The sequence below is a fragment of the Streptomyces sp. NPDC059477 genome (genome assembly GCF_042749375.1).
GTDB lineage: Bacteria > Actinomycetota > Actinomycetes > Streptomycetales > Streptomycetaceae > Streptomyces.
In genome coordinates this window covers 1-16,009 of the sequence record NZ_JBHYUG010000036.1, presented here as the reverse complement: position 1 = coordinate 16,009, position 16,009 = coordinate 1, and the positions used below count along the sequence as shown (strand labels likewise).

General features: G+C 70.2%; 13 protein-coding genes. 12 read left to right on the top strand and 1 reads right to left on the bottom strand.

Going from position 1 to position 16,009, the window contains the following annotated elements; translation table 11 throughout:
* The first annotated feature begins 136 nt into the window (after nt 1-136).
* The 6 genes from ACFXAZ_RS19505 to ACFXAZ_RS19480 all read left to right on the top strand — a co-directional run bounded on the left by ACFXAZ_RS19505 (nt 137) and on the right by ACFXAZ_RS19480 (nt 7,032).
* Entirely contained in the window at nt 137-1,540 is a 1,404-nt protein-coding gene (locus tag ACFXAZ_RS19505; RefSeq protein ID WP_384592360.1) for an amidase, read from the top strand.
* Complete coding sequence (locus ACFXAZ_RS19500) at nt 1,534-3,537, top strand: acetoacetate--CoA ligase (RefSeq protein WP_384592357.1); 2,004 nt, start codon at nt 1,534-1,536, stop codon at nt 3,535-3,537. The genes ACFXAZ_RS19505 and ACFXAZ_RS19500 overlap by 7 nt, the downstream gene beginning before the upstream one ends.
* Nucleotides 3,527-4,342, top strand: coding sequence for an enoyl-CoA hydratase/isomerase family protein (locus tag ACFXAZ_RS19495; RefSeq protein ID WP_384592354.1), 816 nt, complete (start codon nt 3,527-3,529; stop codon nt 4,340-4,342). The genes ACFXAZ_RS19500 and ACFXAZ_RS19495 overlap by 11 nt, the downstream gene beginning before the upstream one ends.
* A gap of 115 nt (nt 4,343-4,457) precedes the next feature.
* Nucleotides 4,458-5,228, top strand: a complete 771-nt coding sequence (locus ACFXAZ_RS19490) for a cyclase family protein (RefSeq protein ID WP_384592351.1) — start codon at nt 4,458-4,460, stop codon at nt 5,226-5,228.
* Nucleotide 5,229: 1 nt separating this feature from the next.
* The gene (locus tag ACFXAZ_RS19485; RefSeq protein WP_384592348.1) at nt 5,230-5,622 is read left to right on the top strand and encodes a RidA family protein; all 393 of its coding nucleotides are present in this window, start codon (nt 5,230-5,232) and stop codon (nt 5,620-5,622) included.
* Nucleotides 5,623-5,787: 165 nt separating this feature from the next.
* On the top strand, nt 5,788-7,032 hold the full coding sequence (locus ACFXAZ_RS19480) for a nitrate/nitrite transporter (RefSeq protein WP_384592344.1): 1,245 nt from the start codon (nt 5,788-5,790) through the stop codon (nt 7,030-7,032).
* Between the two features lie 166 nt (nt 7,033-7,198).
* On the opposite strand, the gene ACFXAZ_RS19475 is transcribed toward ACFXAZ_RS19480, so the two are convergent.
* On the bottom strand, nt 7,199-8,293 hold the full coding sequence (locus ACFXAZ_RS19475; RefSeq protein ID WP_384592341.1) for a helix-turn-helix transcriptional regulator: 1,095 nt from the start codon (nt 8,291-8,293) through the stop codon (nt 7,199-7,201).
* Between the two features lie 161 nt (nt 8,294-8,454).
* Here ACFXAZ_RS19475 and ACFXAZ_RS19470 point away from each other — a divergent pair, with 161 nt between their 5' ends.
* The 6 genes from ACFXAZ_RS19470 (at nt 8,455) to ACFXAZ_RS19445 (ending at nt 15,906) form a co-directional block, all read left to right on the top strand.
* Nucleotides 8,455-8,880, top strand: a complete 426-nt coding sequence (locus ACFXAZ_RS19470; protein ID WP_384592338.1) for a VOC family protein — start codon at nt 8,455-8,457, stop codon at nt 8,878-8,880.
* Between the two features lie 258 nt (nt 8,881-9,138).
* Nucleotides 9,139-9,540 carry a hypothetical protein gene (locus tag ACFXAZ_RS19465; RefSeq protein ID WP_384592335.1) on the top strand — a complete coding sequence of 134 codons (402 nt, stop codon included), beginning with the start codon at nt 9,139-9,141 and terminating at the stop codon, nt 9,538-9,540.
* 139 nt (nt 9,541-9,679) lie between these two features.
* Nucleotides 9,680-10,915, top strand: coding sequence for an agmatinase (gene speB, locus ACFXAZ_RS19460; protein ID WP_384592332.1), 1,236 nt, complete (start codon nt 9,680-9,682; stop codon nt 10,913-10,915).
* Nucleotides 10,916-11,574: 659 nt separating this feature from the next.
* Nucleotides 11,575-12,003: a VOC family protein gene (locus tag ACFXAZ_RS19455; protein WP_384592329.1), complete on the top strand. Its 429-nt coding sequence runs from the start codon at nt 11,575-11,577 to the stop codon at nt 12,001-12,003.
* Nucleotides 12,004-12,805: 802 nt separating this feature from the next.
* Nucleotides 12,806-13,333 carry a hypothetical protein gene (locus tag ACFXAZ_RS19450; RefSeq protein ID WP_384592323.1) on the top strand — a complete coding sequence of 176 codons (528 nt, stop codon included), beginning with the start codon at nt 12,806-12,808 and terminating at the stop codon, nt 13,331-13,333.
* Nucleotides 13,334-13,779: 446 nt separating this feature from the next.
* Nucleotides 13,780-15,906, top strand: coding sequence for a hypothetical protein (locus ACFXAZ_RS19445; protein ID WP_384592320.1), 2,127 nt, complete (start codon nt 13,780-13,782; stop codon nt 15,904-15,906).
* The last annotated feature ends 103 nt before the right edge of the window (nt 15,907-16,009 follow it).

Genomic DNA, 16,009 nt, shown 5'->3' with positions numbered 1-16,009 from the left:
CGCTCCTGCGGGCGCCATGCCCGGGAGCCGCCGGACGGCCGGGCGGGCGCGGCAGGCCCCGCGCGCTCCCTCGTCGCCCAAGCCGTCGGGAGGTGCGACCCATGACGAGTCCGCCGGTCCTCTCCGGGAGCACCCCATGACCCGGAAGGGCACAGCACCGGGCCATCTGCCCGGCGACGCGACGGCCATCGCGGCGGCGGTGCGCTCGGGTGCCCTGTCCGCGGAGCGGGTGTGCCGGCGGTCGCTCGCGGCGGCCATCGAGGCCGATGGCGTCTTCTGGGCGGTCGACCATCGGGCGGTGGAGGCCGCCCGTGAGATCGACCGCCGGGTGGCGCGGGGGGAGGTGGTCGGGCCGCTGGCCGGTGTGCCGGTCGCGGTGAAGGACAGCTTCGACGTGGCGGGTCTGGTCACGACCGCGGGGCTGCGTACGCCGATCCACCGGGCTGCGGCGGACGCGGCGGTCGTCCGGCGGCTGAGGGCGGCCGGCGCCGTCGTCATCGGCAAGACCGCGATGGACCAGCTCGCCTGGAGCATGACCGGGCAGGCTCCCGGCAGGCCGCCGTGCCCGAACCCGGCGGTGCCGGGCGCCCTGCCCGGCGGCTCGTCCGGCGGGTCGGCGGCTGCGGTCGCGGCCGGGATCGTCCCGCTGGCGATCGGCGGTGACACCGCCGGTTCGGTGCGGGTACCCGCCGCGTGGTGCGGCGTGGTCGGTGTGAAGCTGTCGCACGGCAGCGTGCCTCTGGACGGCTGCGCTCCGCTGGCCCCCTCGATGGACAGCGTCGGGGTGTTCGCCACCTCGCTCCGCGCCTGCCGGTCCGCCGCCGAGGCGCTGGGTGTGGCGGACGGGCCGGGCGGGCCGGGCGGGCCGGATGTGGCTGCCGGGTCGGACGTAGCTGGCGGGCCGTACGGGCTGGATGTGGCTGGGGGGCCGTACGGGCCGGATGTGGCCGGCCGGCCGGGTTCCGGGCGCGGCGGTGCCCCGCCACGCATCGGGGTGCCGTCGGGCCTGGCGGAGCACGGCCCCCTGGAGCCCCGGATCGCCGAGTCCTTCCGGACCGCCGTCGATCGCCTCGCCGGTCTCGGTCACCCGGTCGCCGAGGTGGGGTTCGAGCTGCGGCCACGCGGCATGGGCCCGGTCCTCACCCGCGAACTGGCCGCCCGGTGGGCCGGTCGCATCGAGCCGGACGAGCCGGACGTACGGGCGGCGCTCGATCACGGCAGCCGCATGACGGTGGACGCGTACGAGCGCGCCCGATCGGCCCTGTCGCTGGCGACCCGCCAGGCTCGGCGCGTCTTCACCCATGTCGACGTGATCATGCTGCCCACGGCACCGATGACGGCGCCGGCGGTCACCGAGCCCGCGGCGGTGGCCGACGTCTCACGCTTCACCCGTGCCGCCGGTGCCTACGGGTTCCCGGCCGTCTCCGTGCCGCTGGGGGCGGGCCACCGCCCCATGGCGCTTCAGCTGATCGCCTCTCCCGGAAAGGATCACCAGCTCATGCGGTACACCGAGCATCTGATGAAGGTCCTCGCATGCTGAACGCGGCCGATGAGGAGCGGCCGGTGCTGTGGACGCCCTCCGAGCAGCGGATCGCCTCCAGCCAACTCACCCGGTTCCAGGACTGGCTGGCGAGCGAGCGCGGCGTCGGCTGTGCGGACTACGACACCCTCTGGCGCTGGTCGGTCGAGAACATCGAAGCGTTCTGGAAAGCGATCTGGGACTTCTTCGACGTACGTGCCGACGGCGATCCCACCATCGTGCTCGACGGTCGCACCATGCCGGGTGCCCGCTGGTTCCCCGGCGTGGCCCTGAACTACGCCGAGCACATCCTCACCGGCCGCGATCCCGGGCAGGTGGCGATCGTGTGCGCCGCGGAGTCCCGACCGCCCGTCGACATCACCTGGGCGGAGCTGCACGACCGTGTGGCACGGGCCAGGGCCGGACTGGTGGCGGCGGGAGTGGGACGCGGCGACCGTGTCGCGGCGTATCTGCCGAACACGATCGAGGCGGTCGTCGCGCTACTGGCGACGACGAGTCTCGGGGCGATCTGGTCGGTGGTCGCTCCCGAGACAGGAGCGGCGAGCGCATTGGACCGCTTCCGGCAGATCGGCCCCCGCGTACTGATCACCGTGGACGGATACCGCTACGGCGGACGTGAGGTCGACCGCCTGGACCCGGTGCGTGAGCTGGTGCGCGGGCTGCCGACGCTCGACCGGGTCGTCGTGGTCGACCACTTGCGTCCCGGCCGGCCACTCACCGGACTCGGCTCCGCCCTCACCTGGGACGCCTTCTGCCGCGAGCGAGGGCCGCTCTCGTTCGAAAGGGTGCCCTTCGACCACCCGCTGTGGATTCTCTACTCGTCGGGCACCACAGGTGTCCCCAAGCCGATCGTCCACGGGCACGGCGGCATCGTCCTCGAACATCTCAAGAAGCTTCACCTCCACGTCGACGCCCGCCCACATGACCGCATCCTGTGGTTCACGAGCACCGGGTGGATGATGTGGAACTTCCTCATCGGCGCGCTGCTCACCGACGCCGCGATCGTGCTCTACGACGGAAGCCCGCGCCATCCTGACACGGCGGCGATGTGGGACGTGGTGGAGGCCACGCGGACCACCTGTTTCGGCACCAGCGCCGGCTTCCTGGCGGCGTCCCGGGCCGACGGCGTACGGCCGCGCGCGCACGGACGACTGGCGCGGCTGCGCGCGGTCGGTTCCACGGGCTCTCCGCTCACGCCGGAACTCTTCGACTGGGTCTACGAGGAACTGGGCCCGGATCTCTGGCTGTTCTCCAGCAGCGGCGGCACGGACGTGTGCACGTCCTTCGTCGGAGGGGTGCCGACGCTGCCGGTGGTGCGGGGCGAGTTGCAGCGCAGGTCGCTCGGCGCTCCCGTCGCCGCCTGGAGCGAGGATGGCCGTCCGGTGGTCGGCGAGATGGGCGAACTGGTGCTGACCTCGCCGATGCCCTCGATGCCGGTGAAATTCTGGGGGGACTCCGACGGCACGCGCTACCACGACGCCTACTTCGGCCACTACGCCGTCGACCCGCCCGTGTGGCGCCACGGTGACTGGCTGGAGATCGGGCCGCACGGCGGAGTGATCGTCCACGGACGGTCGGACGCGACGATCAACCGGGGCGGGATCCGCATGGGCACCAGCGAGCTGTACCGGTCCGTGCTGACCCTCGACGCGGTGGTCGACGCCCTGGCCGTCGATCTCCCCCATCGGGACGGAACGTCACGGCTGGAGCTGTTCGTGGTCCTGGCCCGGGGGCGCGAACTCGACGAGGAACTGCGCCGGGCGATCGCGGCCCGGCTGCGCGCGGACTGTTCCCCACGGCACGTTCCCGACACGGTCCACCAGATCGAGGCGGTACCCCGTACCCGGACGGGCAAGCCCCTGGAGGTCCCGGTGAAGCGGCTGCTGATGGGGGCGGAGCCCGACCGCGTGGTGGACCGTACCGCCCTGTCCGACCCCCGGGCGCTGGAACCCTTCCTGCGGCTGGCCGAACAGCGGGCGGGCGGGAATGACCGGTGACCGGAGCACGCCCGCGCGCATCCGCGTCGACGAGGCGGAACCGGGCATCACCGTCGTCACTCTCGACCGGCCTGGCCGCCGCAACGCACTCGACACCCGCACGCTCGACGAGCTGACCCGGGCGTTCGAGGGCATCGACGCCCGTGCCGTGGTCCTCACCGGCACCGGACCGGCGTTCTGCGCGGGCTACGACCTGCACAGCGTCGCCGGACCCGGGTTCGAACCGCGCGCCGAGGAACTGATCGCCCATCCCACCCACGCCGTGTTCGACGCGATCAGGAACGCCGCTTTCCCGGTCATCGCCGCGATCACCGGTCCGGCCCTGGGGGGTGGCCTGGAGCTGGCCTGCTGCTGCGACGCACGCGTCGCCACCCGTGGCGCCTCGTTCGGCATACCGGCCGGCGATCTCGGCCTGGTGTACTCCGACACCGGCATACGACGGTTCGCCTCGGTCTGGGGCGGCTCGCTGACCCGCGAGATGCTGCTGCTGGGGCGGTACGTGGACGCGCACCGGGCATGGCAGGCCGGAGCCGTCACGGAAATCACCGACGAGCGGTGCCATGTCGAGGCCGCACTGCGCCTGGCCCGGCGTGCGGCCCGGCTCGCACCGGTGGCGACCGCCGCCAACAAGCGGATCGTCGGCGACGTGCTCGATCCGACGCCATTGCGGCCCTCCTGCGACGCCGCCGCCCTACGTCGTGCGTGCTTCGCCCCGACCGGGGAACTGCGCACCCGGGTCGAGGCTTTCGTACAGGGCTCCCGCACGGGTGGCCCCTGCGAGGAGAAGCAGGCGCACCGCCATTGAAAGGCGCACCCCCATTGACGGGGCTCCGCCACGACCCTTACGTTCTCGGACACAACATCCAACCACCTGACTCCATATCCACTAAGTGGATACAGACGGATAGTGAGGCAGTCCCGTGGCCAGAAGAATCGTCGACCTCTCGATGACCGTCGACACCGATCCGACCCTCGACGGCAAGGGAGTCACCCTCGTTCCGCACGCGGAGGGAGCGAAGTGGAACAAGGACAACTACGACATCGACCCGCAGGACTGGCCCACTCCCGGTGAGGCGTACGCCATCTGCAACCTGGAGATCACCGACCACACAGGGACGCACATGGACGCCCCCTGGCACTTCGGTCCGGTGATGGCGGACGGCTCCCGCCCCAAGACCATCGAGGAATGGCCGTTGGAGCGGTGCATCGGCGACGGGGTGGTCATCGACATCCAGGACTGCGCGGACGGCGAGGAGGTGTCCCTCGGCACTCTCCAGCGGAAGTTCCGCGACATCGACTACACCCTCAAGCCCGGCGACATCGTGCTGTCGATGACCGGCAACGACAAGTACTTCGGTACGGACGCGTACATGACCCGTGGTGGAGGTATGAGCCGCGAGGCGCTGGAGTGGATGCTCGACCAGGGTGTCACCACCGTGGGAACCGACGCGTGGAGCTACGACCGGCCGTACGCCGCCTGGGCCGCGGACTACCACGAGCACGGCCACGACCCCAAGTTCCTCTGGCCCTGCCACCTGCTCGGCCTGGAGAAGGAATACGTCCACATGGAGAAGATGGCCAATCTCGACCAGTTGCCCCCGCACGGCTTCCAGGTGATCGCCATGCCTCTGAAGATCGCGGGCGGCACCGCCGGACCGGTCCGGGCGATCGCGCTCGTCGAGGAGGACTGACATGGCCGCGGACTTCGGTCTCGTCACCGAGGTGCCCGGGGTCCTGTCGGGCACGGCCTGGCACTGGGCCGGCACCGTGGACGACCTCGTCTTCACCTCCGGACAGATCGGCTGGGACGAGCGGGGCGACGTCGTCGGCGTGGACGATCCGCGCGCGCAGACCGAGCAGGCGTTCGCCAACCTGGCGCGCACCCTGGAGGCGGCGGGCAGTTCGATGGACCGCATCGTCAAGATCACCGGCTTCATCGCCAGGCCGGAGGCGCTCGAAGAGATCCGGTCGGTACGCGACCGGTGGCTGCCGACCCGCCCGCCCTCGACCTTTGTGTTCGTCGCGGGACTGGTGCAGCCGGAGCTGATCGTCGAGTTCGAGGCGATCGCGGTGAGAGGGCGATAGCCCGGTAGGCGTCCCCGGCAGGCCGGCGGGAGAGGCGCCGAGCACCGCTCGCCCCTCTCCCGCCCGTACACGCACAACGCACTTTCCCTCCTCCCCCACGGTTGACGGTCGGTCCCCCCACTTGCCCCGCGCACGGGGCGCACCTACTCGAAGGGATCTCCCGCCATGTCCGAAGACATCTACGCCGCCCGATGGCGCATGCTCGCCCTCCTGGTGGCCGGTTACGTGGGTCTGACGCTCAACTGGTTCAACATCGCCTCGGCCTTCACACCGGTCAGCGAGGAACTGGGCGCGTCCTTCACCCAGTTGGCCTTCCTGATCGCCCTGTTCCTGATCGGGTACGGCGTCGTCCACATCCCCGCGGGCCTGCTCGCGACCCGGCTCGGTCTCAAGCGCACCCTCATCCTGGGAATAGCGCTGGAGAGCGTCGGCGGCATACTCTCCGGAATCGCCGTCGAGTACACCGACCTCGCCATCTACCGCGTGCTGGCGGGCATCGGCGGCTCGATCTTCCTCTCGGTGTCGGTGAGCGCGGTCAGTGTCTGGTTCCGCAACCATGAGATCAACTTCGCGCTGGGCATCACCGGAGGCGCCGCGTTCAGCGTCGGGGCCGCACTGGGCCTGTACGGGTGCGTCGCCCTCACCGACGCCGTGGGCTGGCGAACGATGCTGATCGTCTGCGGAGTCTTCAACCTCTTCGTGGCCGCTGCCGTCGCCGCGTGGTTCGCCACCCCGCCCGACGTGGCGGGACTCGCCGGCGCCGAGATCACCAGAGAGGGCCTCGCCAAGGCACTGTGGGACCGACAACTGTGGATCTATGGCGCGGCCATGGTCGGGGTGTACGGGGCCTACATCACCGCGTCACAGCTGATCGGTGAGTACGCGATCGACGAACTCGGGTTCACCAGCGGCCAAGGAGGGCTGCTCGGCGCGGTGTTCGCCCTGGCGGGCATTCCGGGCAGTCTGCTCGGCGGCTACGCGGCGGACCGGCTCAGGAACTACCGGTTGATCATGGTGGTGCCGTTTCTCGCCATGAGTGCCGCCCTCTTCCTGGTCCCGGTCCGGTCGGCTCCCCTGCTGTGGTTCCTCTCGGCCCTGATCGGATTCGTCTTCCTCTTCAGCTTCCCGGCGTGGCTGTGTGTCCCCGCCGAGATCTCACGCGTGGACCCCGAGCACATCGGCACCGCGATCGGACTCATGCTCACCTTCGCCGCGATCGGCGGCTTCGCCCTCCCCATCGCCTTCGGAAAGATCGTCCCCACCGCGGGCTACGGCGCAGGCTGGGCCACCCTCGGCGCCCTCTCCGCGCTCACGGCCCTGATAGGTCTCTTCGGCCGATCGCACCCGGCGCCCGCCACCACCAGCGCTGCCTCCGCCCTGCGACCGACCCCGCCTTCGTCGTTGTCCTAGGGGTCACTCGTCGGGACGCGGTGGGAGATCGCGTCCCGGCGTGGTCATCCATGGGGGTCCGTGAAGTGGGGGGCCGGGTGGCACTGCCGGTGTGTGGTGCCGGTTTCTCCCCCGGAGGGGAGGCCGGGTGGCGGGTTGGCCGAGGGCAAGGTCGACGTCGGCCGTCTCACGGTGCCGGGACGGTCTCGGGTCCTGTGGGGCGGGCGGCGCGAGCGTAGCGGGTGGCCAGGTTTCCGAAGGCGGTGGCCAGTTGGGGCGGGCCGATGACCTCGATGTCGGTGTCGAAGCGGCCGATGGCGGCGGCGAGTCCAGTCCATGACCAGGAGCCGAGGGTGAGCCGGCAGTGGTGGGGGCCGAGTTCCTCGACGATCGCGTCCTGGGCGAAGGGTGCGACGTCGGCGGCCGGGAGGTGGAGGATGACTTCGCCCTGGCAGGGCCAGTCGGTGGTGGTGCCGTCATTGCCGCGGAATCGGCTGGTGATGAAGGTGGAGACGGTGGTGCCGCCGGGGAGGTCGCGCGGGGCGAAGCGGGGGCCGGTGGGTGTGCGGGGCTTGATGCGGTCGACGCGGAAGGTGCGCCAGTACTCGCGGTGGAGGTCCCAGGCCACCAGGTACCAGCGATGACGCCAGGTGACCAGGTGGTGGGGTTGTACGCGGCGGGTGTCGGCGGCCGGGGCGCTTGAGGTGAGGGTGTTTGAGGCCGGGGCGCTTGAGGTGGGACTGCTTGAGGTGGAGGCGCTTGAGCTGGGACTGCTTGAGGTGAGGGTGCTTGAGGTGGGGGTGTAGTCGAAGCGCAGTTCCTCGCGGGTGTGGATGGCGCGGCTCAGGTCCATCAGGACCTGAGCGTCGGCCTGGGGGGTGTCGCCGGACGCCGGGGGCGGTTGGACCGCGGTGATGTGCAGCAGGTCGATGCGGTGGCGCAGGCGGGGTGGCATGACCTGGCTGAGGGTGGCCAGCGCGCGGGCAGCGTCTTCGGCGACGGTGGTGCCGGCGGCTGCGGTCCGCAGCGCGAGGGCCAGGGCGACGGCCTGCTCGTCGTCGAACAGCAAGGGCGGCAGGTGGGTGCCTGCCTCCAGGCGGTAGCCGCCGGCGGGTCCTTTGACGGTCGTGATCGGGTAGTCGAGTTCGCGCAGGCGGTCGATGTCACGGCGCACGGTGCGGGAGGTGATGCCGAGACGCTCGGCGAGATCATCGCCGGACCAGTCGCGGGGCGTCTGGAGGAGCGAGAGCAGCGCGAGCAGCCGGGCGGACGTTTTATGCATGACACCCACACTTCCTGGAGTACCGGACACATCCTGTCCTCTACCTCTGCCATCGTGGCACACGAGCCGTTCGGGAGGCATACCCCCCTGGTCACGGCAGCCGCCGCCGGGCATCGGCACCGGACGGCGCGCATCTGTCACATCGAGGCAAGGAGCAGGTCATGTCCGTCACGACCACCACCCACCTGAACTTCCGGGGCACCGCGCGTGAGGCGCTGGACTTCTACCGGTCCGTCTTCGGCGGACGCACGGTCGCGGTCACCTACAAGGACGCGGGCGCCGTACGGAACGAGAGCGAGGCGGACTGGGTGATGTGGGGCGAGGTGACCGGCGACAACGGCTTCCACGTCATGGCTTACGACGTGCCCTCGCAACTGCCCTGGAACCAGGGCGAGAACCCGTTCTTCGTCTCCGTGCGGGGAGATGACGCCGAGGAGGTCAGCGCCCTGTGGGGCAAGCTCGCCGAGGGCTCGACCATCGTGAGTCCCCTGGAGCCCGCGCAGTGGGCCCCGCTGTACGGCATGCTCACCGACCGCTTCGGCGTCACCTGGGTCCTGGACGTCACCGCCGCCCCGTACCACGGCTGAACCAGCCGACCGGCCTGACGGGCCCGCGCCGTCCGGGCCGCCGCCGCCGCACGGGCGGCGCGGGCACCGAACACACATACTGCCCTTGGTTCCGCTCATGCAGGCGGCGGCCAGTGCCGGCCACACCGTGGGACTGCTGTCCAGTGCGGAGTTCCGGGCCGCGGTCGGCGAGGAACTACCCCCGGAAGTGGAGTTCCTCGCCGCGGGCGTCATGCCGGACGGTTCTCCGAGGAGGCGGGCCGCCGCACCGGTGCCGATGTGTTCCATGCGTCGCCCTCGGCCATCGGTGAGGTCTTCGACGGCGCCCGTGTCGACCTCGCCGTCGAGGAGGGCATCGGGCAGGCCACCGAGTGGGCTCCGCACCTGGTCGTCGCCGAGCCGTTGGACGCGGTCGGACCGCTCGTCGCCGCTCGGCTCGGCGCCGTATGGCACCAAGTCGGCATCGGCCCGGAGCTGCCCACTGTGATCACCGATGAGATCGAGCGCGCGGCCTCGGCCCGGTACGACCGGCTGCACCTTCGCCCGGTCGCCGCCTCAAGCTACAGCGACCCGTGCCCGCGGCACCTACAGGATCCGCACGGGTCCCCCGCCACCCCGGTGCGGGCTGTCCGGCCACCCAGGGCGGGCGCGACCAGCGTGCGCCCTTGTGGTGGGCCCTGAGCCGGACGTAACTCCCCAGTGGCGTGGCGGAGCCCCCTCCCGCAGTCTGGTGGAGTGAGAGGGCTGCGGCGTGTCGGCCGCCCCGGCACGCAGGGCCCCGGTGCGGTTTCTTCTGCTCCGTCCACGGGCGAGGTGTCTCATGGATCGCGGCGTTCCCTTCAACGAGCGGCATCACCAGAACCCCTTGCGTCCGAATCCGACCATGCGCGGGAGCGGGCAGACACACAGCCGCGCGGCTCTGTCGGGGATGCGTGCCCGGCGGCGCTTGAAGGACGTACCGGAGCGCAGGCGCAGGGAGCTGACCGAGCGGAGCCTGGATCTGGGCCTGACCGCCGCGCCATCGATCAACGACCGTGACATCTCGCTGTTCTCCCGGGGGCTGGACCCCATGTTCGCGGGCATTCCTACATTCTTGAAGTCGCCCTATGTCGAGAACGTACGCGACATCGGACGTTACGACGTCGCCGTCGTCGGCGCCCCGTTCGACATGGGCACCACCTACCGTTCCGGGGCACGCTTCGGGCCCCAGGCTGTACGGCGCGTCTCCGCCCTGTACGACTCCTACAGCCCGGATCTGGGGATGGACCTGCTGGAGGAACTCACGGTCGGGGACGCGGGGGACATCTTCGTCATCCCCGCCAACATCGAGAAGACCTTCGACCAGGTCGAGCGCGGCATCGCGCACATCCTCGACACCGGCGCCTTCCCGGTGATCATCGGCGGCGACCACTCCATCGGTTACCCGGACGCCAAGGCGCTGGCCGGCCACATCGACGGCAGACTCGGCATCATCCACTTCGACCGGCACATCGACACCGCTGTGACGACCATGGACGAGCGGATGCACACCACCCACTGGTCGCACGCCACCGACCTGCCCAACGTACCCCCCGCCAACCTCGTTCAGATCGGGATCGGCGGCTGGATCGGGAACCACTCCGGCGTCCAGGTGGCCGCAGAGCGCGACACCACCGTCATCTCCATGTTCGACGTCGAGGAACTCGGTATCGACCATGCCATGGAGATCGCCCTGGAGATCGCCTGGAAGGACGTCGACGCGGTCTACCTGTCCTTCGACATCGACGTCGTCGACCCGGGCTACGCACCCGGCACAGGCACCCCGGAGCCGGGCGGTATGACACCCCGCGAAGCCCTCAAGGCGGTACGCATGGTGGCCCAGGAGGGGCTCATCGGCATGGACCTGGTGGAAATCTCTCCTCCCTACGACAGCGCCGACACCACGTCCCAGCTCGGCGCGCGCGTCATCATGGACACCCTCGCCACCCTGGTCGAGAACGGCCACCTCGGCACCCGCCTCAGCGCCGAGGACCGGGCCCGCGCCGAGACCCAGCGAAACCACGACGCCGGACTGTGACCCTCTGCATGTGCGTTGTCCCGTCCGTTCGATGCGGAGGGTTTCGAGGACATCGGGCGCCAGGAGTGGGAGATGGTGCTCGGCCTTCTCATCGAATTCGGGGATGTCGATCCGGTCCCCCCGGGCTTCTGGGAGCTTCTCGCCGAGGCCGCCCGGCAGATGATGCTCGACCGCAGTCGCCGCTGGAGCGAGTGGCGTCGCCGGGAAGTCCGGCACGGCACGGTCAGGGCGACGCTGAGACTCCCAGAGGCAAGGAAGGGCGGGCGCCCGAGTGCCTTCGCCGGGGACGGCCGGCTCAGACCGATGTGGGACATCGGCAACCGCACCACCGGCGGAGAACGAGAGCTGAGCATCGCGCGGCTGTGGGTGGAGTCCGCGGAGGAACTCGGCCCCGGACAGACCGCCGACGTCCGGCTGGCCCCCCTGAGATCCCCGCGACCGCATCACAAGGGTTCCCGGGCTCCGCCACCGCACCAAGGCCCAACCGCGTGCCCAGCCTGCGAATTGGCCCCCGTCTCAGGTGCTCCGGTCCGATTCACTCGTCGTCCCAGGGCGTGATCTGGTCCGTTCCTGCTGCTCACGTCCCGCGCGCCTCGTCCCGGACCGGGCGATGAAGCCCTGGGATCCCGGTGAGCGGCATGTGCCCCTATGGTGGGCCGATGGCATCGATCAAGCAGTTCCAGGTCACCTTCGACTGCGCGGAACCCGAGCGCCTCGCTCGCTTCTGGTGCGAAGTGCTGGGGTACGTCGTACCCTCGCCACCGGACGGGTTTGCCACGTGGGACGACTTCAAGCTCTCGCAGCCGCCGGAGCAGCGGGACTCATGGTTCGCCTGTACTGACCCCTCGGGGGTCGGCCCGCGGCTGTTCTTCCAGCGCGTCCCCGAAGGGAAAGCGGCCAAGAACCGGGTGCATCTGGATGTACGGGTCGGCACCGGACTCGTGGGTGAGGAGCGCCTCGCCGCACTTGAGGCCGAATGCGCGCGACTGGTCCCGCTGGGCGCGGTGCACGTGCGGACGCTGTACGACGGCACCGATTCCTGCATCCCGATGCGGGACATCGAGGGCAACGAGTTCTGTATCGACTGAGAACCGCGAACAAGTCCGCCCAGATCACGTGGACGGGCGCGATGGGCCGTTACAGCAGGGAACGCGCGATCCGGAGAGCGGCCGGCTGTGGCGCCGCGCGCAAGCCCGGCAACTCCCTGACTCATCGGACCAGCCACCGCCGCGGAGCACCCGGCGGATGCCACAACGCTCCCCGTCGTGGATGTCCCGGCATCAATCCCATCCCAGACCTGCCGGGTATGACGTAAACCCCCCACGGGCCGGGGCGTTTGCCACCCCTCTCGTCGCTGCGTTCGTGCGAGTTCGCCGCGACACCGGGCGTTCTCGTCCAGCCCTCCGCAGCGGTCGGAAGTAGTACGCAGGTGTGAACCCGCGCGCCGACAACGTGCGTTGCACAACCGTGCCGCGTCCCTCCAGAACACACATGCGACGGGCAGGGAGCCGGTCGCCATGTCCGCCACGGACAGGTACACACGTTGGCCGGCTACCGCCAAGCGGCCACGCAGGTCTTCACAGCCCGGCCCATGCCCTACCGCAGGTAGAACCCGTGTGAACATCGGCGGTACATGAGGTGTGACGGGAAAACCGCGCCCAGTGGGAAACTCGCCAATTCCGTCGCGGGCCGCACTTCCTCGCCCAAGTCCCGTCCGCCCCTCGGTCCCCCACCTCCTCACACTCCGTGGCGTGCGCGGATACCGATCGCACAACACGTGACGACGCCTTCACATCGCCTTCACGCATCGCGCACTTTCGGCCGTGCGGCCCTTTCGGGGCGCGCCTCGGGGCAGACGCTGCGCATCCGGTCTGCCTAGCCTCCCTGGCCATGCGATCAACTCTGCTCAGACGCTTCGGACTCACCTCCGTTCTCGCCGTCGCGCTGGCCGTTTTCGGCCTCACGCCGTCCGCGAGTGCCGCTCCGGCCGCGCAGGCCGACGTCACCTTCAGCACGTCCGCCGCCACCACCACGCCCGGTGGCTCGGTGGAACTGTCGATGACGCTGACCAACAACCACAGCTACGACGTCTGGTTCGTCTACCAGACGATCGACCCGACATGGCTGACCACCCAGCGGCCCGACCTGCTGTACAGCTTCACCGGCTGCACCCTGGCCACCACGGGCGGCCCCGTCCCGTGCTCGGGCACCGGCCCCGCCAACCTCGGCACCAACTACGGCGCCACGATCCCGCCCGGCCAGAGCCGGACCGTGACCCTCACCCTGTCCGTCGACGCCGCCTCCGGCTGCAACGGCAACATCGGCTTCTACTCGTACTACTACATCGAGTTCAGCGACAGTACGAGCATCAGCGGCGGTCCGGCCTACACCCCGGAGACCCGGGTGCTTTGCACCTGACGGACAGGCGGTTCACAGGCGGCCGACAGTGTGGCCGGCCGCCATCCGCATGCCGAGATCCACATGGACCGTAAACCAGACGAAATACAGAGACGATTACAAGCCAGGTGAAGACGTGCGGCCACGGCGGGGAAAAGACGCCGCGGCCGACATCATCCGCGGCCAGAAGCCCTGACCTGCGAACACGTGATCCATCTGGGTCCGATCCTGGCGGGAACGCACGCTCCGGACGGGCCTCGCGGGCCGATTCGGCGCCCATTCGTCGCCCGCGCTTTTCCGCCACGTTCCGCTGCGTGACCACAAAAGCTACACAAGAACATCACTATGGACGCTGCGAGTGCGTCAGCGAACGAACGTCTCAGGGGGCGTGGCGCGGCGCATGGGGGGGGTGTCCGCTCTTTGGGGGAGCGGTGGCCCACCCCTGCCAGGGGAGGGAAATTCATCGCATGAAGCGATCCATACGCACGGCCGCGCTCACCGTGGGCGCGGCCATCGCCGCACTGGTCGCGCCGGCCACAGCACACGCCGACACCGTCACGCCCCGCATCGACCTGCGGGTCCTGATCGTCAGCGACGGCGGCCCGGCCACCGACGCCATCGCGTCCGAACTCGGCACCGCCGGAACGCCGTACACCGAGATCGACCTGACCGATCCCGCGAGACCCGTGATCAACGCGGACTTCCTCGCGGACACGGCCGGCAGCGTGCCGCGCGCCAAGTACCAGGCTGTCGTGCTGCCCAACGACAACCCGTTCGCGGCCGGCAGCGCCGAGATGGCGGCACTGGTCGCCTACGAGCAGACGTACGCGATTCCGCAGGTCGACGCCTACACCTACGCCCGCCCGGAGGCCGGACTGCAATACCCGGTCTACGGCGGCTACTCGGGCAGCGTGGACGGGGTCACCGCGCAGGTCACCGCGGCCGGGGCGGCGGGGCCGTTCGGGTATCTCGAAGGTGCCGTGCCGTTCGAGGACAACTCGCCGACCGTGGGCGAGAGTTACGCCTATCTGTCGGCACCCGCGCCCGGCGCCGACTTCACCACCTATGTCGACGCGCCGATCCCGGGGCAGACGACCCGTGGCTCGCTGGTCGGCGAGTACCGGCACGACGGGCGGCGCGAACTCGTCGTCACCTTCGTCTACAACGAGTACCAGCAGCAGTTCCGGCTGCTGGCGCGCGGCATCGTGGAGTGGATGACGGGCGGGGTGCACCTCGGCGCTTCCCGCAGTTACTTCGCCGTACATGTCGACGATGTGTTCGCGGCCGACGACCGCTGGGACTCCGATCTCAACTGCACGCCGGGCGACATCGACTGCCCGCCGGGTGAGGGTGTGTCCGATCCGATCCGGATGACCGCGGCGGACGTCGACCAGGCCGTCGCGTGGCAGCAGGAGCAGGGCATCACGCTCGACATGGTCTACAACGGTGCGGGCAGCGTGACCCAGCGCGAGGACAACGCCGGCGTGGACGAGCTAGCGGACGAGTTCATCGAGGACAAGGACAGCTTCCGCTGGATCAACCACACCTACTCGCACCCGTTCCTCGGCTGTGTGCAGAACGTGACCGTGGTGCCATGGGTGTGCGCCACCAACGCGGACGGCAGTACCCAGTGGGTCAGCGAGACCGAGATCTCCGACGAGATCGCCACCAACCGCGTCTGGGGCGAGACGGCCGGACTTGAGCTGGACAACGAGGAGCTGGTGACCGGCGAGCACTCCGGTCTGCGGATCTCCCCGCAGCAGCCGGTGGACAACCCGAACCTCGCTCCCGCGCTCGCGGCGAACGGGGTCGAGTGGATCGCCTCGGACAACTCCCGTGACCCCGTACAGCGTGAGGTCGGTCCTGCGACGACCGTCTCGCGCTACCCGATGAACATCTTCTACAACGCGGGGCGTGCCGCCGAGCAGGTCGACGAGTACAACTGGATCTACACCAGCCGCGCACAGGGCGGCAGTGGCATCTGCGAGGACAATCCGGCCACCAGCACCTGCCTCACGGCACCGCTGGACATCACCACCGGCTACGCCGACTACATCGTGCCGCTGGAGACCCGTACCGCCCTCGGGCATGTCCTGGCGGGTGACCTCCAGCCGCACTTCATCCACCAGTCGAACCTGGCCGAGGACCGGATCGCCTACCCCGTCCTCGACGGTGTCCTCGACGGCTACGACGCACTGTTCGCCGACAACACTCCCGTGGTGAACCTTCCGATGAAGGACCTCGGCATCGAGATGCAGCAGCGCGCCGACTGGGCCGCGGCACTCGCCGCCGGTCAGGTCACCGCGTACCGCGTCGGCGACACGGTGACCGTCGAGGCGCCGAACGGAGTGGAGGTCACCGCGACCCTGCCGACCGGCACCGTGCTGGGCGGCTCGGCGTTCGGTGACGCCTACGCGGGCGCGGTGAGTGGCTGGACCGCCTCGGCGGGGCAGCCGCTCACCTTCACCCTGCCGTCGGCCCCGGCCGCCCCGGCCGCGACCGGCGACACGGCGGGGGCGGACACCTCCACCGCTCCCGAGACCACGGTGCCCGCCGGCGCGAGCGAGCCGGTGCCGTACCTCCCGGAGACCTGAGCGCGGCCTTAGACCCGGCCCCGGGGCCGCCCCCGGGAGGGGCGGGGCGGCGGCGCCCCCCCCCCAACCACCCCCCGGGGGGCCACCCAGCCACCGAGTGAAA